The sequence below is a fragment of the Paenibacillus farraposensis genome (assembly GCF_020736845.1).
Classification (GTDB): domain Bacteria; phylum Bacillota; class Bacilli; order Paenibacillales; family Paenibacillaceae; genus Paenibacillus; species Paenibacillus farraposensis.
This window is the reverse complement of the sequence record NZ_JAFFQR010000112.1, coordinates 755526-777653: the sequence shown is the minus strand read 5'-3', so window position 1 is coordinate 777653 and position 22128 is coordinate 755526. Positions and strand designations below refer to the sequence as shown.

At 48.1% G+C, this 22128-nt stretch carries 18 protein-coding genes, 2 tRNA genes, 2 pseudogenes and 1 riboswitch; of the genes and pseudogenes, 13 read left to right on the top strand and 9 right to left on the bottom strand.

What is annotated here, in order from left to right:
- Positions 1-495 precede the first annotated feature (495 nt).
- Both JO375_RS22405 and JO375_RS22400 read left to right on the top strand, forming a co-directional pair.
- The gene (locus JO375_RS22405; protein ID WP_229526528.1) at positions 496-1059 is read left to right on the top strand and encodes a GbsR/MarR family transcriptional regulator; all 564 of its coding nucleotides are present in this window, start codon (positions 496-498) and stop codon (positions 1057-1059) included.
- A gap of 198 nt (positions 1060-1257) precedes the next feature.
- Complete coding sequence (locus JO375_RS22400; RefSeq protein WP_229526527.1) at positions 1258-2739, top strand: carboxylesterase/lipase family protein; 1482 nt, start codon at positions 1258-1260, stop codon at positions 2737-2739.
- 107 nt (positions 2740-2846) lie between these two features.
- Here JO375_RS22400 and JO375_RS22395 read toward each other — a convergent pair whose 3' ends face one another.
- The 6 genes from JO375_RS22395 to JO375_RS22370 all read right to left on the bottom strand — a co-directional run bounded on the left by JO375_RS22395 (position 2847) and on the right by JO375_RS22370 (position 9903).
- Positions 2847-4877: a methyl-accepting chemotaxis protein gene (locus JO375_RS22395; protein ID WP_229526526.1), complete on the bottom strand. Its 2031-nt coding sequence runs from the start codon at positions 4875-4877 to the stop codon at positions 2847-2849.
- Positions 4878-5151: 274 nt separating this feature from the next.
- Positions 5152-6099 (bottom strand): DMT family transporter, encoded by a 948-nt coding sequence (locus JO375_RS22390; protein ID WP_229526525.1) that lies wholly within the window; start codon positions 6097-6099, stop codon positions 5152-5154.
- A 170-nt stretch (positions 6100-6269) separates the two neighbouring features.
- Positions 6270-6414, bottom strand: a riboswitch (FMN riboswitch).
- A gap of 122 nt (positions 6415-6536) precedes the next feature.
- Complete coding sequence (locus JO375_RS22385; protein WP_229526524.1) at positions 6537-7232, bottom strand: ABC transporter permease; 696 nt, start codon at positions 7230-7232, stop codon at positions 6537-6539.
- Positions 7225-8148 (bottom strand): ABC transporter ATP-binding protein, encoded by a 924-nt coding sequence (locus JO375_RS22380; protein WP_229526523.1) that lies wholly within the window; start codon positions 8146-8148, stop codon positions 7225-7227. The genes JO375_RS22385 and JO375_RS22380 overlap by 8 nt, the downstream gene beginning before the upstream one ends.
- 101 nt (positions 8149-8249) lie before the next feature.
- On the bottom strand, positions 8250-9194 hold the full coding sequence (locus JO375_RS22375) for a sensor histidine kinase (protein WP_229526522.1): 945 nt from the start codon (positions 9192-9194) through the stop codon (positions 8250-8252).
- A 1-nt stretch (position 9195) separates the two neighbouring features.
- The gene (locus JO375_RS22370) at positions 9196-9903 is read right to left on the bottom strand and encodes a response regulator transcription factor (RefSeq protein ID WP_229526521.1); all 708 of its coding nucleotides are present in this window, start codon (positions 9901-9903) and stop codon (positions 9196-9198) included.
- Between the two features lie 110 nt (positions 9904-10013).
- On the opposite strand from JO375_RS22370, the gene JO375_RS22365 reads away from it, so the two are divergent.
- From JO375_RS22365 to JO375_RS22330, 8 genes and pseudogenes are all read left to right on the top strand, one after another.
- Entirely contained in the window at positions 10014-10166 is a 153-nt protein-coding gene (locus JO375_RS22365) for a hypothetical protein (protein ID WP_229526520.1), read from the top strand.
- Positions 10167-10234: 68 nt separating this feature from the next.
- Positions 10235-10536, top strand: a pseudogene (locus tag JO375_RS22360) (DUF6933 domain-containing protein).
- Positions 10537-10889: 353 nt separating this feature from the next.
- Positions 10890-12522 (top strand): annotated as a pseudogene (locus JO375_RS22355) (formate--tetrahydrofolate ligase).
- Positions 12523-12835: 313 nt separating this feature from the next.
- Positions 12836-14104 carry an outer membrane lipoprotein-sorting protein gene (locus JO375_RS22350; RefSeq protein ID WP_229526518.1) on the top strand — a complete coding sequence of 423 codons (1269 nt, stop codon included), beginning with the start codon at positions 12836-12838 and terminating at the stop codon, positions 14102-14104.
- 259 nt (positions 14105-14363) lie between these two features.
- A complete protein-coding gene (gene alr, locus JO375_RS22345; protein WP_229526517.1) occupies positions 14364-15560 on the top strand; it encodes an alanine racemase in 1197 nt (398 codons plus the stop codon).
- A 294-nt stretch (positions 15561-15854) separates the two neighbouring features.
- The gene (locus JO375_RS22340; RefSeq protein WP_007429334.1) at positions 15855-16136 is read left to right on the top strand and encodes a CopG family ribbon-helix-helix protein; all 282 of its coding nucleotides are present in this window, start codon (positions 15855-15857) and stop codon (positions 16134-16136) included.
- A gap of 6 nt (positions 16137-16142) precedes the next feature.
- Positions 16143-16493 (top strand): type II toxin-antitoxin system PemK/MazF family toxin, encoded by a 351-nt coding sequence (locus JO375_RS22335; RefSeq protein ID WP_007429335.1) that lies wholly within the window; start codon positions 16143-16145, stop codon positions 16491-16493.
- 182 nt (positions 16494-16675) lie between these two features.
- Positions 16676-18898, top strand: coding sequence for a Tex family protein (locus JO375_RS22330; protein WP_322098771.1), 2223 nt, complete (start codon positions 16676-16678; stop codon positions 18896-18898).
- Between the two features lie 104 nt (positions 18899-19002).
- Here JO375_RS22330 and cmpA read toward each other — a convergent pair whose 3' ends face one another.
- Entirely contained in the window at positions 19003-19137 is a 135-nt protein-coding gene (cmpA, locus tag JO375_RS22325) for a cortex morphogenetic protein CmpA (protein ID WP_229526516.1), read from the bottom strand.
- A 141-nt stretch (positions 19138-19278) separates the two neighbouring features.
- Here cmpA and JO375_RS22320 point away from each other — a divergent pair, with 141 nt between their 5' ends.
- From JO375_RS22320 to JO375_RS22310, 3 genes are all read left to right on the top strand, one after another.
- Positions 19279-19791, top strand: coding sequence for a SprT family protein (locus JO375_RS22320; protein WP_229526515.1), 513 nt, complete (start codon positions 19279-19281; stop codon positions 19789-19791).
- Between the two features lie 44 nt (positions 19792-19835).
- Positions 19836-19911: transfer RNA gene (locus JO375_RS22315), tRNA-Asn, on the top strand.
- Between the two features lies 1 nt (position 19912).
- Positions 19913-20001: transfer RNA gene (locus tag JO375_RS22310), tRNA-Ser, on the top strand.
- Positions 20002-20181: 180 nt separating this feature from the next.
- Here the strand turns inward: JO375_RS22310 and JO375_RS22305 are convergent.
- Both JO375_RS22305 and JO375_RS22300 read right to left on the bottom strand, forming a co-directional pair.
- Complete coding sequence (locus JO375_RS22305; RefSeq protein WP_229526514.1) at positions 20182-21057, bottom strand: Cof-type HAD-IIB family hydrolase; 876 nt, start codon at positions 21055-21057, stop codon at positions 20182-20184.
- A 65-nt stretch (positions 21058-21122) separates the two neighbouring features.
- Positions 21123-21884, bottom strand: coding sequence for a DeoR/GlpR family DNA-binding transcription regulator (locus tag JO375_RS22300; protein WP_229526513.1), 762 nt, complete (start codon positions 21882-21884; stop codon positions 21123-21125).
- Positions 21885-22128 lie beyond the last annotated feature (244 nt).

Here is a 22128-nt window from a genome sequence, read left to right as displayed (position 1 = left end):
CTATACTTTGCTTGGTATTAACCCCATGTTGCATGAAGGATAGAGTATAAAAAATCATAATGCTGAGCATCCTGAACGGTTAATGACAAAAATAATTGTAACAGAGGTGCTGTTTACTTTTCAAATAAAAAAACTGTTCGTAAAGTACGTACAGAAAAAACTGTACAGAATTTTCTTTGATATGCTCACCTATGCTCTAGAATGCTCAAACATTCGGAACTTTACAATGGATAGGGCTTTTTTTAAAATAGACAATGAAATATAACCATGAGTAAAAGATTTATGTATATCCAAAACTCTAAAATTTTACTATCATTAGCAATTTTGCGAATTGTGATTTTGAACGACCATGCTGTTGAAATATACTTAAAGCTTTGCATTTGAGACATTTCATTTCTAATGGAAGTTTTCATATATTGAGTGAAAGCTGATCGTAACAGGGAATTCGTTCATACTTAGTTGTGCAAAATGCTCTAAAATTAGGAGGTTGCAAGCATGAGCTTGTACCAGTTAGGTGATGAGCAGCTGGCTTCGCTGCAAAAAATTCGCAAACGTGTCATAGAAGCAATAGGTAAAAATATGGACTTGTACGGAATCACTCTGTCTGCGGGGCATTTGTACGGTTTGCTTTTTTTTGCAGATAAACCAATGACGCTGGACGAGATGGGCCGTGAAATGGAAATGAGCAAAACGAGCATGAGCACGGGCGTCCGGACGCTATTGGACCTGAAAATGGTGAACAAGGTATGGAGCAAGGGTTCGCGCAAGGACTTGTATGAAGTCGAATATGACTGGCATCAAACGTTCACTGATTTCTTTGCTATTAAATGGAGAAAAGCGGTCGAAACGAATTTGCTAGTGCTGCGCAAAGCCATTGACGAGCTGGACAGGTTGATGAAGCAGGATGGAGAACATGATGAATTTAAGGCGGTTCTTCAGCAAGACCGTCTGAAAATGAAGCAGGCTGTAGCCTATTACAAGTGGTTAGACCGATTGATTGACACTATGGAGAGTGAAGAAATCTACAAGCTGATTCCGAAGGAAGAAATTCAGGATTAATCGTCGATATCCCGATCTTGTCTGCACATAACCGGAGCGCCAAAAAGCGTCTCCGGTATTTTTGGTGTTTCAGCTCATACAGGCTGGGGTGCTTCTGCTTGATTTTTGGTTTGCTCCTATGCACACGGTATAATAGAAATATGTAAGGATTGATATTACACCGCTGTGTTGAACATACGAGATAAAGGGGGGGTCGTGATGAAGAGTATTACAGTACATACCCGTCTGGGCCAGTTGCGCGGGGAAGCGAGGGATGGATATTGTGTATGGAAAGGGATTCCGTATGCGCAGCCTCCTGTTGGAGAACTACGTTTTCGCGCACCACGGCCGTTGGAGCCTTGGGAAGGCGTGCGGGCTGCGACAAGCTTTGGCCCGATCTGTCCGCAACCGATGCCATCAGCAGACAGCATGACCGGGAACCTGATAGAACCGCCTAAGCAGTCGGAGGATTGCTTGTACCTGAACGTGTGGACACCTGCTTCAGAAGTTCCTGGTGAGGGACGGCCGGTCATGGTGTGGATTCACGGTGGAGCCTTTGTCACCGGGTCTGGCATCATTCCATTATATGACGGGGCACGAATGGCAAATAAGGGTGACGTTGTCGTCGTTACGATCAATTATCGACTGGGACCGTTGGGATTTTTGCATCTGACTCCGCGGGGAGACGGTTTGGCCTCCAATGCAGGGCTGCTGGATCAAATTGCTGCCCTGGAATGGGTCAGGGACCATATCGCCGCGTTTGGCGGCAATCCGGACGAGGTCACGGTGTTTGGCGAATCGGCGGGCGCGATGAGTATTGCCGCTTTGTTGGCAATGCCGGCCGCTAAAGGCTTGTTCCAGCGCGCGATCTTACAGAGCGGTGCTTCACAGGTGCTGCCGACTCCGCAGGCCGAACAAGTAGCAGCTGTGTATCTGCAGCGGCTAGGAGTGGACGCTCGGCATCCTGAGCGGTTGTTCACGTTGCCGACAGAAGCTTTGATGCTCGCGATGGCGAAGACGCATGAAGCGATTGGAACAGGTATGGCGATGCTGTATCAGCCCGTGGTAGACGGTGTGACTTTGCCTCATGTGCCTCTGACTGCGATTGCACGAGGATCAGCGAAGCAGGTACGTGTTCTGATAGGAACCAACTTGCATGAAGGGGCCTATTTCATCCGCAAAGAGTCCCATCTTATGAATAGAAAGACCGCTTGCCTCGCCTTGGAAATGATGACAGGCATGTCAGATTTCGCCGAGTTGATCGAGCCTTTTCCCGTAACGATTGAGGGGCAGGCGCAAATGATGACCGACCTGTACTTCTGGCGCTCTGCCTTGGCTCTTGCGGCTGCACAGTCGGAGTATGCGCCGGTATGGATGTATCGTTTTGACTGGACCCTGCCGGGGCATCCTACTTTTAAAGAAGCGGTTCATGGCGCAGAAATTGCGTTTGTTTTCGATAATCTGGAACCGCTGCGCAAGCTCGGATTAGATATTCAGCCGTCGATGCGGGCGCTCGCTCATGATATGCAGCAGGCATGGTCGGCTTTTGCGAGTACAGGAAAGCCTGTACTCTCTGAAAGGGAGTGGCCAGCGTATGACAGGGAAAAACGAGCTACGACCATTTTTCATGAGGAGATCATGGTGAAGGACGACCCGGAGGGGGACAAGCGCCGCAAGTTGACAGGACAGATGAGCATATAAGCAAGGAACAACTTCATCAAACCCATATAAAAAGCCCTCGCCCGTAATGAGAGACTGACCCCGTTGGTGACAGGAGTCAATCCCTTTATTTGGACGAAGGCTTTTAGTTAAATCTTGAACCGCTTAACGAGTTCCTGCAAGTCCTGTGCCATTCTGAACAGCTCCTGGGACGAAGAAGCGATCTCCTCCATGGCTGCCATCTGCTCCTGAGCAGCGGCGGAGGTTGTCTGCGAGCTGTCGGCTGAACTGCGGGATAGGCTCGCCAGATGGGTCACGGTAGCCGAAACCTCTTCCGTGCTGGCCGAGATTTCTTCAGCGGCAGCAGACACGCTTCGAATCTGCTCCAAGATATGGGATGTGGAGCGTTCAATATTTGCGAAAGCGCCTTCTGCATCTTGGCTAATGCGCAATCCTTCGCCCACCTGGTTACGAACATTGCCGTTTATTGTAGCGGTGGAGCGTTGAATTAAATCCAGCATCTGAGTAATAATTTGACTGATAGAATCGGCGCTTGCTTTGGATTGCTCCGACAACTTGCGTACTTCTATGGCGACCACGGCAAACCCTCGTCCGGCTTCGCCTGCTCTGGAAGCCTCAATGGATGCATTCAGGGACAACAAGTTCGTTTGCTTGGAAATGGCAGCAATAGCACTGTTCATCTGCTTCGCATCATCGGAGAGCTGTGAGAGCTCATCCATCAGGCTAGCCGTTTGGCTTACGGCTTCCAAAATGCGATCCATCTGGGTCCGCACATTGTTGATCGTTTTGCTGCCTTGAGCAACATCTTGCTCAGTTTGTCCCGCGGAATCCACGATAGAACTGGCCGACTCGGCAATACCGCTTACATCTTTTGCCATTTCTTCGACAGCATTGGCCGTTTGCTCGGATGCCTCGGCGCTGGTAGCCGCATTCTCGGCGGATTTCATGACAGTTTCCGCTACGTGCTGTACCGATTCTGTTGTTTGCTCTGTGCTTTCCTTGATCATCAGGGAAGAGGAAGCAAGTCGGGAGGACGTTTGATTGACCTCGGAGACCATCGTATGCAAGGCATGTGTCATCTGGTCAAAATTCTGTGCCAGTTCGCCGAACTCATCCTTACTGGACAGATTTACACGTTCGGTCAGATCTCCATCACGGACGATACGTGTTCCTGCTTGCAGCTTGCGCAGCGGAATCAGGAAAGAGCGAATCATGAGCACGATGATAATGGCAGAGGCCAGTATGGATATACCAATCACAATCAGGCTTTGCTTCAAGATCGGTTGGGCTGCATCACTGTAATCCTCCAGATCCGACAGTGCGGTAATGGTCCATCCGGTCAGCGGGTCCTTGATTGTAAAGGCCAGCATGTCTTTATTCATAAATTGAATCTGTGTTATGGAAGGAGTATCATTTTCAGCGTTTGTTGTCACTTCAGGAAGTCCCTTAATGATGTCTGCCGGCTTTTTGCCAGTATTGTTAAAGGCCGTTCCAGCTCCAGAGACAATTTTACGATTAGAATCAACAATGAAGAGTCCCCCGCGTTCGCCAATTTTGACCGACTTCAGGTTTTGACTCAGCTTGTCCAGATTCAAAGCCAATGAAACAGCTCCTTCACCGTCCTCCAGCGTTTTCGATAAATTAACTACCAAATTCCCTGTCGTGACGCTGACAACTGGAACACCGACGAATACTTTGCCCTTTTGCAGCATCGCGTTTTTGTACCATTTTCTCTCCCTGGGATCATAATCGGACTCATTTTTTTTCGGCGTACGAACGTAGTATCCTTTCGCGTTGCCGATGAGCGCGGCATCAAGCTCGGGATGAGCTTTGACGATGACATCCAATTTTTTCTGAAGGGCCTCTTCGCTGGAAGCAATGGAATCGGATTTGATTTCAGAGGCTAGCACGTTTACGTCATTCATAATAGGTGATACATATTGGTTGACATTGCTTCGAATCAGATACAGATTCGTGTACACAGAACCGCGCATTTGCTGACTGAGTTGCGTTGTAGCACTTTGATAAGAAAAGTATCCAATAAGCGCGCTTGGAATCAATAAGACAGCCAAAAAAGCTACAATCAATCTTGTTCTCATTAAATAAAACTGTCTGAGAAACCTGGTCCACCACGGAACTGTTTGTTTTGGTTTAGTCATAGTTGTTACTCCTCTGTGTCTGATGATTACTACATTGTTTTATTCGACAAAAGGCAGTAGACTTTATAGATGTAATTTATGGAAAACGAGGAATAGCTGGATGGTTTAGACGTCTTTTTTTAAAATAGTTCTAAAGAACCATATTTTTTTAATATTTATACATAAAAAACCAAATCGGAGATGCATAAGCATTCATCGCGATTTGGCTTGGGATTTGGTTTACGTAAGCGAGGATTTTGCAAAAATCCTGAAATATGAAAAGGATATGAGCTTGTTATTTTTTTTGCTGACGCGAAATGATAAAGAGTGTAATCCAGATGAGCATAAAGCCAGTCAATTGCGCGATTGTAACCATTTGGTGAAAGGCAATCCAGTTAATCACGACACCGACCATTGGAAAGCTCAATTCCGCCATTGTGGCATAGGACGCTTTGGTTGTGCTCAATCCCTTGTAATACAGCAGCAGGCTGAGAAGACCTGGAAGCAGCGCCTGCAATAACAGATTGACAACCACGGCCGAACTTGCCCATATGCCTGCAGGCATATTCCAAGGCGCATGCTCTACAGAGGTGAGGACAATCAGCAGAGGGAGTGCCACCATGAAGCGCAGGGAGGTTACCGTCTCATATTTCATCGAGCGAAGCAAATAGCTTCCCATGACGGTGGACCCGCCCCATAGAGCCGCCGCTCCTAGTGCCATCAGACTGCCGACATGAACAAAATCATGTACATGCCCAAAGGGGAGCGACCAGCCGAAGGTAAGAAGATACGTACCTGACAACGCGATAACAATGAGAATTCCAAAATGACGCGGCAGCATTTCCTTCAAAATAATACGCGCCAGAATAATAGCGACCAGCGGTTGCAGCTTTTGGAGTAAAAGAACGGCATTCAGATCACCGTTGCTGAGTGCCATGGTGAAAATTACGCTTGCCAAAGCTGAGCCACCCCAAGAGACGAACAAAATAGCAGCAGTTTGACGAATCCGTATTGCTTTAAGCTCCTCACGATGCTTCCACAGAATCGGTGCCAAAGCAATAAAAAGGAGTATGTGCTCGATCAGTACAATTTGTGCTGAAGTGAATGATTTTAATAAAATAATGCGAAACAGCGGGTCAGCCCCCCACAAGGCCGCTCCAATCGCGACTAGCCAAAAACCGCTTTTTATGTGGGAGCTGCGCTCAAAACCTTTGGAAGTTAATACTGTTGACGATTGACTCATACTTGTTTGCTCCTTGTGAATACAGGACCGGTGGCACAAAAACCCCCGTCCATGGCGAAAGCCATGCAAGACGGGGGTTGATCAAATAAACTTGCCGCTTAAAGCAAGTTAAATAAAGCTGCTGCAAAACCCAATATGCAGCACTCATTTACTTTACGGCATGTTCATGCTTCGATCTTCTTCCATCCGGACTATACCGTCGGCTTTGGCCTCTCACCAAATCAGTCCGTATCCTGTTGCCGGATACAGAGTCGCGGGCTTAGCTCCATGAGCCATACCGCCGGTTGGGAATCACACCCTACCCCGAAGATCCTTATTCCGTTTTTTAATTTCTCCTATAGGATATACCTGTTTTGGAATGGAGTCCAGTGAAAAAAATGTGTACTTCTAACAAAGGTTTTCATCTATTTTTCGAAAACGTTTTATATCATTACACTTTACGAAGTAATGTCCTTATACTCAATACGGCGGATTGCTGCATAAGCCACAAGCATTCCCAGCACAGAAAATCCGATTTGCACAGGCGCAATAGAGCTAAGCATAAAGCCGTTATTATCGGAGAAAAGCAATGCCACAATCAGGATGGAGGTTACAATGGTTGTGGGAACAGAATATTTTCGCATTCCCATATACAGCGGAACCAGTCCCATAAAGCTGGCGGCAACGGCATTCATCAGTGTCCGTGCTGATTGCTGGCCCAGTACGGCAAGCGTAAGTTGATCTGGTACAATAACGACAAACTGGTTAAGCAGATGAATGACAGCCGTAAGGACAATTTCCGATACAATTATGGACAGGAATGTAAACAGTAACACGACCAGGAGTTTGGCAGTCATCAGCTTTTTGCGGTGAATCGGATACATGAACAAGATGGTAATTGATTTGGTCTTAAATTCGCCTACAATAAAGCGGCACAGCAGAACAGAGGCAAACACGATAAAAGTGGCCCTGACCAAACTGTCCATGAGATCCAGAATCTGAGTGTACTGTACAAATTCGGGTACTCCTTCACTTTGGCTGTCGAGCGCAATGAGGCAGATAAACCCAAGAATGCAGACATTGGCGATCAGGGCTGAACGGATATATCCTGCCAGATGAAATTTTTTTAGCTCCAGCTGCATTAATTTAAGCATGGAGATCACCTCCATTTAGCAGACGCAAAAAGTAGTCTTCCAGCGTACTGTTTTTCTGATGAATGGAATCCACCTCTACATCATTTATAATGAGAGTTTTCGTAATTTGCTTTTGCGATACACTTGTATCGTAAATACGTACACTTTGCTCGCTCAGTACCCGAATGTTATGCAGATTCAGATGATGGGAGAGGACGTAGACTGCCTTTTTGCAATCGTTGGTCATAAATTCGATGTATTCGGTATTAGCTTCCCGCACCTGTTCCATCGACACTTCCTCAATCAGCCGCCCGTGATTAATCACGCCCACCGTATCCGCAATCTGCTCAATTTCCGCTAAAATATGACTGGATACGAGCAGGGTCATCCCGTATTCCTTGCACAGCATGTGGAATAACTGACGAATTTCCTTAATTCCCACCGGGTCCAGACCATTAATCGGTTCATCCAGTATCAGCAGTTCCGGTTTGGTTGCAATGGCTCGGGCAATCCCGAGACGCTGCTTCATCCCTAATGAAAAGTGCTTTACCGGTTTGTCACCCGCGTTTCGCAAGTTCACCAGCTCCAGTGCATCCTGAACAGCCTGCTTGTTATAATAACCCATGTATTCACAATGCAGCTCCAGATTTTGCTGGGCCGTCAGCCTGTCATAAAAAATCGGGTATTCAATAATCGAACCCATCCGTCCGAGCAGATGGTACGATTTTGGCGTTAATTTTTCACCGAACAATTCAATCTCACCTGATGTCGGCTTGAGCAGGTTCGTAATCATTTTCATCATCGTTGTTTTGCCCGCTCCATTGGGACCGAGAAAGCCATAGATTTCTCCTCTTCGGACATTCATACTGACCCCTGCTACAATTTCATTGCCCTTCAGGGCTTTGGTCAGCTGATGTGTGCGTAATATGTAAGTCATGGATGTTCTCCCTTCGTATACTGTTGATAGTTCCAGAATAAAGGGGGAAATGTTCATTTCTCTTTCGTGTTTCTTACAAATTTATTAAGTTCAATCAATAGTTAATAGCTGATTTTCCTCAAAGTAAAAGAGAAGACCGTCTGCTCGTAAGGCCTGCTGGTCAATTGAATCTCCCCGTTCATCGCCTCGACCAGGCGTTTGGCAATCGTAAGTCCCAGTCCACTGCCTTGTACCGCCTTATTGCGCGAATCCTCAAGTGTGTACATGCGCTCAAAAACCTTGTCCTGCTCTGGCTCCTGTATGCCTTTGCCACGATCCCATACTTCTATACGCACTGTGTCCTGCTGTTCCGTTAGAGTCAGTCCCAACGTTCGACCGTCAGCCCCGTAGCGAATCGCATTAGAAATCAGATTGTTCAGTACCCGCCCAATCGCTTCTTCGTTCCCCAAGGCATGAACAGGATGCTCCAGGATATCAATATGCACAGCAAATCCCTGTGCGGTCAGCAGATCATAAAACTCCAAAATGCTGCGTCTGCACAGTTCTCCCACCTCCAGCCGTGTCAGTGGAATGTCCGTATCATTGGCCTCCAGCTTCGCCAGGCTAAAAAAACTGCCGATCAGTTCAATCGCTTCGCTTGTTTTTTGATGAACTTTGGATAGCAGCTTAGCACGTTCTTCCGGTAAAATAGTCGGATCACCATCCAGCATCTCGGCATATCCGAGCACTACCGTAAGCGGGGTTTTGAGATCGTGTGAAATGTTTGAAATCATTTTACGAATGGCGATTTGGCTTCGGTTATAATCCGCAGATACTCTCAGATTCAAGTCCAGCAGACGGTTGATTTCCGTCAAGAGCCTTTGCAGCTCAGTGTCCCTCGTGACATATAGCAGCTTTTCCGCATGGTTTACCGTCACAATCCGTTCCAGCAGGGTTCGGATATCCTTTATATTGCGCTTATAGGCCATACGCTCCCGCCAAAGCCATAAAATAATGACGGTCAGGATGACGACCACAATCCATTCAGAAAGGTTTCCGATATTCATATCAACCGTTCTCCCATTTGTAACCGATACCCCATAGCGTCTTAATGTGGATAGGGTGGGACGGATCTTCTTCAATTTTCTCGCGCAGGCGGCGAATGTGGACGTTAATCACGTTCTCGTCGCCCATATAGTCCTCTTTCCAGATAAATCCGTATAGTTGAGCTTTCGTAAATACACGGTTCGGATTAGTTACAAACAGCTTAAGAATATCGGACTCTTTGGCTGTTAGCTGGATTTCATTTTTATTGCGTATGACCGTAAAATGATCAAAATCAATATGCAGATTGCCGTAGCTCAAAATCTGTGCTTTCGGCTGCTCCTCCTGCCGCTGTTGACGGGCATAAGTAGTGGATCTACGGATCGCGGATTGAATACGTGCGGTCATTTCCAGCATCGAAAAGGGCTTGGCGACATAATCGTCCGCACCAAACCCCAATCCGAGCGCTTTATCTACGTCGCTATCTTTGGCAGACATAATCAAAATCGGCACAGCGCTGCTGGTGCGAATTCGCCGGATGACCTCCATGCCATCCACCTTCGGCATCATCAAATCCACCAGAACCAGATCGTAGGTGTGACGAGCAAAGGCAAGCAATCCTTCTTCACCGTCAGAAGCGGTGGTGAGCTTGTAGCCTTCCTTGGTAAGTGCCTTGAGCAGCATTTCGGCAATAGCTGTATCGTCTTCAATAAGTAAAATATGCTGTAACATAGGTGTGTAACACCCCTAATTATGGATTAAGCTCGTGTGATGAACTGTACTGAATTATATAGAGAATTGAAGGGGAATTCCATAAAAATATCCCAACACATAACCTGGGGATGTTGCTGCCTGATAAAGAACGGGACTATGATTATCCCATGGCAGCAGTTGAGAATGGAAGAGCTAATGGCAAGAAGGCGGAGTATTTAAAAGAGATAATAAAAAGTAGAGGAATTGTTTTGGAATATAATGAATTAGTAGAACATTTATAGTTTATCCGCCTTTAAATAGTTGGCATGCCAGCTTGTTTTTACTGAATCGGAGAAAAAGTATTGTGTTTATGCATGATGTAACCCGTTTTAGCATTACGCTGTTTAGGATCAGAAAGCGCAGTATAAAAAACTGCCGGTTCTTTTTGTCCAAGCCTTGAAGAAATTGATGATCAGCGAAGGATTTGATGAACAGATTATCAAGGCATACACGCACGAGGGCGAGCAGATGCTGGCCAGCACGACGAACAACTATAGTGTGATGAAAACCTTGAATGAGATTATTTTTATAATGAAAGAATTGGATATGGAGCGTGGGTGTGAGCTGGAAAAAAATCAGTGTAACAACCGGATCGTGTTTAAAACGGATTAATACCAGTATCCTGTTGATACTTTTAAAGAAGCGTTAGAAAAGCACTATAGCTTACAAAATGTTTGAGAAAATAAGTAGGGGCGTCCAACTTTGTATTTTGCTTCATATACAATTACATATTAAAATTCGCTACTAACGCGACAGGTTAATGTAAAAGTTTGCGTTAAACAAGAACTGCCAGAGTGTGCATCAAAAGTCCTTGCGGACAGGGGATGCTCTTTTTTTAATAACTCACATGATCACGCTCCCGATGAAATGAATCATAGCACATTTGGCGGCGTACTTTGGTAAAATGAAATACGAAGTGTTTGACATCATTGTCAGGTTCAAAAACGGGGGGTACACAACGAAGAATGAAGAGGATTATTGATATAGCCAAAGAAGCAGGTATTGAAGAAGAGCATCTGGAGACGTATGGAAAATATAAAGCGAAGCTGAATCCGTCCTTATGGGAGCAGTTGAAGGATCGCACGAATGGAAAGCTGGTGCTGGTTACGGCAATAAATCCGACACCGGCGGGTGAAGGGAAAACGCTAACGACCATTGGGCTAGCCCAGGCGCTGAATGCGCTGGGGCACAAAACCGTTGCTGCGCTGCGTGAGCCATCCCTTGGTCCTTGCTTTGGTATGAAGGGCGGGGCAACCGGAGGAGGATTGGCCCAGATTGTTCCGGCAGAAGACATTAACCTGCATTTCACAGGTGATATTCATGCGATTTCGGCCGCGCATAATTTGCTGGCAGCGATGATTGATAACCACTTGTTTCATGGGAATGCTTTGCGGTTGAAGCCGGAACAGATTGTGTGGAAACGGGCTGTAGACATGAACGACCGAAGCTTGCGAAGTATCGTAACCGGACTGGGAACAGGTAATGGAACAGTGAGAGAAAGCGGCTTTTTGATCACCTCAGCCTCGGAAGTGATGGCGATATTATGTTTAAGTGAAAATATGAACGATCTTAAAGCGCGATTGGGCCGGATGGTGATTGGATATAACGAAGCGGGTGAAGCGGTAACCGCCGAGGAACTGAACGCGGTGGAAGGCATGGCTGTGCTGCTTCGGGATGCCTTGAAACCCAATCTCGTACAAACGCTGGAGGGGACGCCGGTCATCGTACATGGCGGACCTTTTGCGAATATTGCTCATGGATGCAGCAGCTTGATCGGTACGAAGCTGGCTTTGAAGCTGGGAGAGGTGGTTCTCACAGAGGCCGGATTCGGGGCCGAACTGGGAGCGGAAAAGTTTTTTGACATTAAGTGCCGCCAGTCCGGATTGCAGCCGGATGCGGCTATATTGGTCGTCACCGCCAAAGCGCTGAAATATAACGGCGGTGTCTCTAAACATGAGCTGGATGCGGAGAACCTGGAGAAGCTAAAGCTTGGTTTGGCTAATATGAACCGACATGTACGGAATTTGCAAAAGTTTGGTGTGCCTGTACTGGTCGCCATTAACCATTTTGCAACAGATCGTGAGGCCGAACTGGAGCTCATTCGGGCCGAATGCCGCAAGCTGGGTGTACCTGTCGAGTTGTCCCAGGTATGGGCACAGGGTAGCCGCGGGGGAGAACGCTTGGCTCAAAGTCTGCTGCACACGCTTCAGGAGGGCAAAGCTCGTTTTGCACCTTTGTATGATCACGCGCTTGACTTACAGACGAAAATTGGCGTCATCGCCAAAGAACTTTACGGCGCAGCAGATGTAGTGTATGCTCCTGAGGCCAAACGGGAGTTGTCCGGTATGGAGCAGCTTGGTTTCGGGCAGTTGCCTGTATGTATGGCCAAAACACCATACTCCTTTTCAGATCAGCCATCTTTTGCTGGGCTCACCGGAGGGCTTTACGATTCACGTGTCCCGCGTTTCTTTATCCGCAGGCGCAGGCTTTGTGGTCGTAGAGACGGGTAATACGATGACGATGCCTGGACTGCCTAAATCCCCGGCTGCCGAGCACATGTTGCTGGAGGATGATGGAAGTATAAGGGGAATGATGTAGTATTTTACAATCAGTCCTCATTCGTAAGAGAAACCAGCCTGACGGGCGGTTTCGTGTAAAGGCCGTTTGCATTCCAGCCGCCGCCGCTTGGTATGATTCAAGCGCAGCTCAGTGAGGGAATGCAGTGGCAAGTTCATTTGATCGGTCAAATACAAGTCAGTTCTTGATTGTTGGTTTGGGCATTTTGTTTGGCATCTTTATCCATGATTTAGGCTTGATGATCAGGCTTGTCATGCCAGTCTGCATAAATCGAACAAGTCCTTCATAGACATGTACTAATTCATTTAAAACATGTGCTGAAGGGGTTGATGACATGCGCCGGATTTCATGGATGCTTGCCATGGTCATGTGTGTAACGCTGCTGCTGGCCGGGTGCGGCAAAAAAAGCGCAGACGATGTGGTTAAGGATTTGAGTGACGTGGTGAGCGACCTGAACAGCTACCACGGTACAGCTTTGATGACGCTGCATACCGGCGACACGCCGCAGGAGTACAAGGTGGATATTTCCTACCGCAAGCCATCCTATTATCGAATTGCCATGACGAACGAGAAAAAAGATATTACGCAGATCGTGCTGCGCAATGATGAGGGTGTATTTGTACTGACACCCAGCCTGAACAAGAGCTTCCGCTTCAAAAGCGACTGGCCGAACAATCAGGGCCAGGTTTATTTGTATGAAACGCTGATTCGCAGCATTATCGGTGATGCCTCTCGTCAACTGGCAACCGATGATAAAGCCTATGTGTTTGATGTGGCGGCCAATTACAACAGTCATGCGCTGGTAAGACAAAAGATATGGCTGTCCAAAAGCAACTATGCCCCCACTCAAGTTCAGGTTTCGAATGCGAACGCCAAGGTGGTGGTCGACCTGAAATTTGATCAATTTGATTTTGATGCAAAGTTCGACAAGGACTCTTTTGATATGGAGCGCAATATGGCTTCGGATAAAAAGAATACGGGCAGCAAGGGGGCGCCATCTTCCGGCGTGGTGGATTCCAACAGTCAGCTCGATTCCGGTACAATGGATGGTGTGACGGGTGTGACGTCCGGTGAGCCCGAACAGCAGCAGAAAGCAGCAGAAAATGCGGCCCAGCAGCCGTCAGGCGAAGCGAAGGTGGGCGGAGCTGCCACAGGCGATACTTCAAAACCAGATACAACAGCCAACACAGAGCAGCAAGATACGGAAGCAGATGATGCAGCGGCCGGAACATCGGCGGACCCGGATGCTGCAGAAGCCATGACGGGTGAATTCGGGTTGATCGAACCGTCCTATACGCCAGCCGGCGTGCAGATCAAGGATACGCCGGAGCTGGAGGATAACGGTACACATGCGGTAATGCTGCGGTATAGCGGAACGTATAACTACACGATTGTGGAGGCGCGTCCGATAGATCGGGCAGTCGCGCTGACAGCCGGTGAGCTGATTGATATTGGTGGAAGCTTTGCCGTTCTGACAGGCAGCGAGCAGCAAACCCTGACCTGGATGAATGACGGCATCGAGTTCCGAATCACCAGTGCTGACTTACCTGTGAGCGAAATGATACAAATTGCCGCTTCTATGCAGGATCAATCGGGTAAATAAAACCCTATAGGACGGATGCAGACGGTTTAGAGTGTAAAAAGCTCTGCTACCGCCCGTATCCGTCTTTTGCCCATTCGCGGTCTAAGTGGTGTGCATCGCTTGTAGCCCGTTCATGGCAGAGGATGCTGGCAAACGTCCCCAGCTATTGACAGCCACGTTTCTGAACATTACCATTAACCTTTGGAAGTATGGATTTTCCAACATTCCAAATGATAATAGGTTTTGTTACAGGTTAACAATTGAAGAAGGTGACTGGATTTTGCAAGCACAATACAGATCGACCCGGGCCGAAATCAACCTGGATCACCTTGGCGCCAACTATGAAGCTTTTCGCAAGGCGTTGCCGGCGGATAAGCTGTTGCTGGTCTGTGTCAAGGCTAACGCCTACGGACACGGTGCCGTAGAAATTTCAAAGGAATTGGAACGTCTTGGTGCGGATTATTTGAGCGTCGCTTTTTTGGATGAGGCTTTGGAGCTTCGTCATGCGGGGATTGAACTGCCAATCCTTGTACTCGGCTATACCTCGCCGGAAGGCGTACAAACGGCATGGGAGCATGACATTTCACTGACTGTGTTCAGTGAGGATGTGCTGGAGGGTATCCGCCGACTGGACCGCAAAGGAAGCGAGCGCAAGCTGAAGGTGCACATCAAAATAGACAGCGGCATGGGAAGACTGGGGCTGCTGCCCGGAGAAACGGCTGTTGCCTTTGTCCGGCAGGCTGAGCAGTTGGAGCAAGTGCTGCTGGAGGGCTTGTATACCCATTTTGCCCGTGCGGATGAAGAAGACAAAAGCTATACACTGCTGCAATATGATCGGTTTCGGGGCGTGGTGGAAGCGCTAAGGGAACAGGGCATTGCCATTCCCATTGTACATACAGGCAACAGCGCGACCACCATTGATACCCCTTCCTTTTCCCCTAATCTGGTACGGATTGGCATCGGTATTTACGGTCTGTATCCGTCTGATGAGGTGAACCGGCAAGCTATTCAACTGTTGCCTGTGTTGTCCTTGAAGACGGCGCTGGTTTATACCAAGACGCTTCCTTCAGGCTGGGGAGTCAGCTACGGCACCCGGTATGTGACTTCCACGGAGGAGCACATTGGTACCCTGCCGATCGGCTATGCAGACGGATATTCCCGTATGCTGAGTGGAAAGGTTGAAGTGTTGATACGCGGTAGCCGCGTCCCGGTACTCGGCACAATATGCATGGACCAGTGTATGGTATCCTTACAATCTTTCGCAGAGGATGCGGAAGAAATTCAAATCGGCGAAGAGGTTGTTCTCATCGGCCAGCAGTCCGGTGAAGCGATTGCGGCGGATGAGCTGGCATCCAAGCTTGGTACGATCCACTATGAGGTGATCTGCATGATCGCAGACAGGGTCCCGCGTATATATACACGCGACAATGTTCCTGTCAGTCGAGTAAATTCGCTCCTTCCAACTCGCTGGAATTAATTTCATCACGCAAATTCCCTGACATAAGCAGGAGTTTTCGCAGAACATCTCGAAATATGTACAGAAGGAAAGAAAAAAGGGCTATAATTGTCAAAAGACGAACTAGGCTCCGCTGACACTTGTATTTCGGGGATCCAACGCCTGTACGAAAGCGAACAGCGTAGTTTATAATGGAATGCAGCATAGTTGATATACAAATGTCATATACATTCTTTTGTGTTCCGTTTGAATAAATTACCGGGAATAACGTAATAATGGTACAATGGCGACAAGGTTTTGGGGGTGGAAGAGAAGTTGGCCAATTTGCAGAACACCAAAAGAATAATGATCAGCTTGCCAGATCATCTCTTGCAGGAAGTGGACGGGATCGTAGCGATGGAAAATTCCAACCGTAGTGAATTTATTAGGCAGGCCATGAAGCTGTATGTAGGCGAACGTAAAAAACGTTACATTCGTGAAGCGATGCAGCGTGGATACATGGAAATGGCTAAAATTAACTTGACCATGGCATCCGAAGCCTTTCACGCGGAGGAAGATGCAAACAGCACCTTGGGCCGTACAGTTAGCGGGGTGTAATCCATATTGATCGTAAAGCGCGGCGACGTTTTTTTTGCAGATCTTTCACCCGTAGTCGGTTCCGAGCAAGGTGGCGTCAGACCTGTGCTGATCATTCAAAATGATATCGGCAACCGGTTTAGTCCCACCGTGATCGTGGCAGCCATCACCGCCCAGATTCAGAAGGCGAAGCTGCCCACACACGTGGAAATCGACGCGGCGACGCATGGCTTTGATCGCGATTCTGTCGTTCTACTGGAGCAAATCCGGACGATTGACAAGCAAAGGCTTACCGATAAAATCACCCATTTGGATGAAGAAACCATGCGCAAAGTGAGCGATTCGCTACAAATCAGTCTTGGCTTGATTGATTTTTAGCATACTGGAACGATGAGTGAAACGGGAAAAGGGCAGCGCTTGGGCGCTGTCCTTTTTTGCATGTTCGGGGAAAAATGCAGGCAGGGCCTGGCTTTCGCGTCACCTGCTGGCGCTTTGAATCTTTTTTTGTGATAATGAAAGACATAGTGTATGACAAGAGCTGTAAGGAAGAAGGGATAGGTTTGTCTAACGAGGAAACGAAGATGGCAATCGGACAGGAGCCGAACGAAGCAGAACGCCAGGAGCGGATTGTCAAACAAGTGGCGAAAGAGCTGTCGCTGGCGATCAAGCAAATCCGGACTACGATCAGCTTGCTGGATGAAGGGAATACGATTCCTTTTATCGCACGATACCGTAAGGAAATGACAGGAGAGCTGGACGAAAACCAACTGCGTGAAATTGAAGACCGGGCGCTGTATTTGCGTAACCTAGAGGATCGCAAGGTAGAGGTCATCCGCATCATTGAGGAGCAGGGCAAGCTGACAGAAGAGCTTCAGGCTGCTATCACCTCTGCGGTCAAGCTTCAGGAAGTGGAGGATTTGTATCGTCCGTATCGGCAAAAGCGCAAAACCCGCGCCAGCGTGGCGAAGGAACGGGGACTTGAACCGCTGTCCGCCTGGATCTGGAGCCAGCCGAAGCAGGGAGACGCTTTGAAAGAAGCTGAGAGCTATGTGAATGCAGAGCTGGGAGTCGAAAGTGCCGAGGCAGCGATTCAGGGAGCTTTGGACATTTTAGCGGAAAATATTGCAGACGATGCGACGATTCGCCAATGGGTGCGTCGATATACGCTCGATCATGGCATGTTGACCTCCGAAGCGAAGGATGCCGAGCAAGAGTCTGTGTATGAAAACTATTACAGCTATCGTGAGCTGGCGAAGAAAATGCCGCCGCACCGCATTCTGGCGATTAATCGCGGGGAGCGTGAGGGCATCCTGAAAGTCGGACTGGAGGTAGCGCCAGATTCGATTTACAATTACGTGGCAGGCCAAGTGATTAAAGGCCCGTCCGCTGTGGAAGAGCTGCTGCGCAGCGTCATTGAGGATGCGTATAAAAGATTAATCGCGCCATCGATTGAGCGTGAGGTGCGTGCTGAAATGACGGAGAAGGGCGAGCAGCAGGCCATCTCCATCTTTGCAGGCAATTTGCGCAGCCTGCTGCTGCAGGCTCCGATCAAAGGCCGCCGTGTACTCGGTGTCGATCCGGCTTATCGGACAGGCTGTAAGCTGGCGGTCGTCGACGACACGGGCAAGCTGCTGGAAGTGGCGGTGACCTATCCGACACCGCCGAACAATAAGAAGCGTGAGGCTGCCGAGAAGTTCAAGCAGCTGATTGCCCAATACGGCATTGAATTGATCGTTATTGGCAACGGAACCGCTTCACGTGAGACAGAGCAATTCGTAGCTGAAGTGATCGCGGAGATTGGCGACAACAACTTGGCGTATCTGATTGTCAACGAGGCAGGCGCGAGCGTCTATTCCGCCTCCAAGCTGGCGCAGGAGGAGTTTCCGGATTTGGACGTGGCCGAGCGCAGTGCGGCTTCTATCGCGCGCCGCGTGCAGGACCCGCTGGCTGAGCTGGTCAAAATTGAACCCAAAGCCATTGGGGTAGGCCAGTACCAGCATGATGTGTCGCAGAAGCATCTGGACGAAAGCTTGAAGGACGTTGTAGAATCGGCCGTGAACCATGTCGGTGTGGATGTGAACACCGCTTCTCCGGCGCTTCTGTCCTATGTAGCAGGAATTAACGCGACGATCGCCAAAAACATCGTTAAATACCGTGAGGAAAACGGTAAATTTACCAACCGCCGGCAGTTGCAAAAGGTTCCTCGTCTGGGTGCCAAAACCTACGAGCAATCGGTTGGCTTTATCCGTATCCCCGGTGGCGAAAATCCGTTGGACCGCACGCCGATTCACCCTGAATCGTATATGGTCGTAGACCGCTTGTTGGCCGAGCTGGGGATCAATGCTCATGATCTGGGTACCCAGGCTGCGGCCGAAGCCCTGAACGTGTCCAATATTGAGTCCTTGGCTGCGAAGCTGGAAGTCGGTGTACCGACGCTGCGCGATATTTTGGAGAGTCTCCAGCGTCCGGGACGTGATCCGCGTGATGAACTGCCGTTGCCGGTATTCCGCAAGGATGTGCTGAAGATCGAGGATTTGGCACCTGGCATGGAGCTTCAGGGAACCGTTCGCAACGTCATTGATTTTGGCGCGTTTGTCGATATCGGTATTAAAAGCGACGGACTGGTGCATATTTCACAGCTGCGCAGCGGCTTTGTGAAGCATCCGATGGATGTCGTATCTGTCGGTGATAATGTAACGGTATGGGTGCTGAATGTCGATTTGAAAAAAGGAAGAGTAGGTCTGACGATGAAACCCCCAGCAGAGGTGCAATCTCAGGCATAATATTTTATAAGAAGCCGCATATACTTCTTATGAGGAAATAACAAAAGCCGGGATCTCCGAACTTTTTCGGAGGCTCCGGCTTTCATTGTTGAAGTTCCTCTCGTTTAGCCGTTGTTGGCATCAAACTCCACACCAGGCGCTTTATGATAAAAAAACCAACAGTCATTCAGCAGCTTGATTTGGCGAAGGTCCTTTTTGTAAAAGGCCCGCATGAGCTGGTTGCTAAGCCATTGAGGCAAGTCAATCTCCCCCTCCGTGTGTTTCTGTATGTCTAGCATATGGGATGGATACCTAAAGTGTGCTTATGGATCGGGTTAGACTTTGCTTGTAATTTTGTAATATGCTTGTCAGTACGGAGTAAAGGAGGAGATTGGAGAAGGATGGAGTCCAGGTCCATGAACAATTCAATGAAGCCTGCCATGAGCAATCAAGAGCTTCAGGAGTGGGTGGAGCATATTTCACTGGAGAGCTTTGGCGTGCCGTTTCGCCATCAAGCCAGCTTCAATGCGCGCCTGTCTTCAACAGGTGGCCGGTATTTTATGAAAAGTCATCATATTGAAATCAACCCACATCAGCTTGCTGCTTACGGACGTTCTGAGGTTGAAAAAATTATTAAGCATGAGCTGTGCCACTATCATTTGCATTTGCGTGGAATGGGTTACCGGCATCGGGATGCCGATTTCAAAGCATGGCTGGCCCGTGTAGGAGGAAGCAGACATTGCCAGACTCTGCCGGAAAGATTGGAACGAAAGCCGCAGCCTTATCGTTACAAGCTGGTATGCGTCTCCTGTGGACAAGAATACTTGCGGAAGCGTAAAATGAATCCACAGCGTTACCGATGTGGTGCATGTGGAAATAAGCTTCGTTTGTTAGCGCTTGACAGCACCTTTTGAATCATGGTAAAGTAACTATACTGTATGAACATTTACAGTAATGTTCCCTGATAGCTCAGTTGGTAGAGCACTCGACTGTTAATCGAGTTGTCACAGGTTCGAGTCCTGTTCGGGGAGCCATGGAGAGGTACCCAAGTGGCTATAAGGGGACCCTCTGCTAAGGGGTTAGGCTGCGAAAGCGGTGCGAGGGTTCGAATCCCTCTCTCTCCGTTGGTTTTACACAGAAAAAGGACGCTTGTATGCATCGGAATGATGCTTGTGAGCGTCTTTTTTTGCTCTATACCTGTTTTGAAAAAATAGTGGTAGATTGAACCCGTTCATATAAAAAGACGACGTGCAGCGTACAGTATGAGGAACCATGTGGCCTGAGCTGCACGCAGCCAATGACTTCTAATTCACAGTGTCAGCCTCGACGGTTTTGAGTATGTTCAACAGAGCATGAGCGACACCATCCTCCGCATTGGTCAGGGTCACTTCGGCGCAGGCCGCCTTGATGTCGTCCTTGGCATTGCCCATGGCGATGCCTTTTCCTGCCATCGTCAGCATGGAAATATCGTTATAGCTATCTCCGATCGCTACGGCCTCCTGCATGGGAATGCTCAGGTGATTCGCCAGATAACGCAAAGCGTTACCTTTGGAGGCATCCTTGTGCTCGACTTCAAAGTTATGGTCAGAAGAAATGACCATATTCAGGCTGCCGAAATTCCGGTAACGCTCACGTCCCCGCTCCAGCTTGGCCTGATCAAAGGAGAAGCATAGTACGTTATAGATCTGCGTATCCTGTGGAATATCCTCGTATGAGGCGATGTGAGTAAGTCCTGTCTGGTCATATTGCTTTTCGGCTGCCTGCAATAGAGTATCCAATGGAATATCGGGATTCGTGCTTAACAGGCGATCCATTTCCACCGCAAGCAGCTGATGTCCGTTTTGCGGAGAATAAATAGCCCGATCTGTCATGACCTCATAGTAAAAATCATGTTCGCGCAGCCAGCTCAGCACATCAAAGGTCTCTTCCCGATCCATAGGGATAGAGGCAAGCTGACGGCGGTGTATATCATGCACAGTTGCCCCGTTTGCTCCAATGACGGGGGCTGCGAGTCCAGCTTCCTCCAGTTTGACCCAGGCATCATAAGATGCTCTGCCGGTAGCAATTGCCACCTGTACGCCTTGCTGCTGTGCCTGGCGTATGGCCTTCGCGTTCACTTTGCTTATTTTTCCTTCCTCATTCAGCAGCGTTCCATCCAGATCAATTGCAAACAGTTTCATTTCTCCATCTCCTGTCTTTTTTATACTCTTGTATGGGGCTTGAACTAGAACTGGCGATCTTCGTTTTATGAGGGGACAATAACTTCAATATCATGACGCTGGAGAAGTTCCAGCATATCCGGGTCTGGCAAGCGGTCGGTGATCACAATATTGACTTCGGACAGGTCGGCAAAGCGGTAAGGAAAATTTTGTCCGAATTTGGAATGGTCGGCAAGGACAATGACCTGATCGGCCTGCTTCATCATCTGATGCATCAGCATACCGTCCTCTTCATGAACAACGCTCAGTCCATGGGCTGTTATACCTCCAACCCCGATAAAAGCTTTGTCTACAAAATAGTGGGACAAGGTGGCGATGACGGAGGAGCCGTATACATAGCGGTGTTCTTTTTGTAGGCGGCCGCCCAAGAGATGAATGGAGACACCGTCTTTGCCAGAGAGTACGTCAGCCTGATTAATAGAATTGGTGATGACCGAGCATTCCTGCACATTTAGCTTTTCTGCACACGCCTGCACGGTAGTAGAGGAATCCAAAATGATGCGATCCTTATTTCGTATCATGCTGGCGGCCAGTTGTCCGATCACTTGCTTTTCCGTGGATAGAGTGAGTAGTCTTTCATTATAGCTTCTAATAGAATCGTGATCGAGTGAAGGGAGTAGAGCGCCGCCGCGGGTGCGAATAATCTTTTGATGCTCCTCCAGCTTAACCAAGTCCCGACGAGCCGTATCCCGGGATACATTAAAAATTTCGCAAATATCGTCTACCGAAATGCGTTTGTGAAGCCGCAAGTAATGAAGGATCTGTAGCATTCGTTCTTCCTGGTACATAAGTAAGCTCCCTTGGTATAAAGTAATTTCGATTTTGTAAGTTATTATAAGTAAATGTAAGTTAGTTTGCAATAAAATATGCATGAACATTCTGGTTTTGAATACATTAGCTACAAATCATAAGTGAACATGCGTTTTATAATTGCAGCAAACAGCTTCATTTTAAAAAATTAAAATTAAGTATTGCCATTCTATCATCTATTTGATATACTCTTTCTTGTCGCCAAGTTGGTACTACATAAAT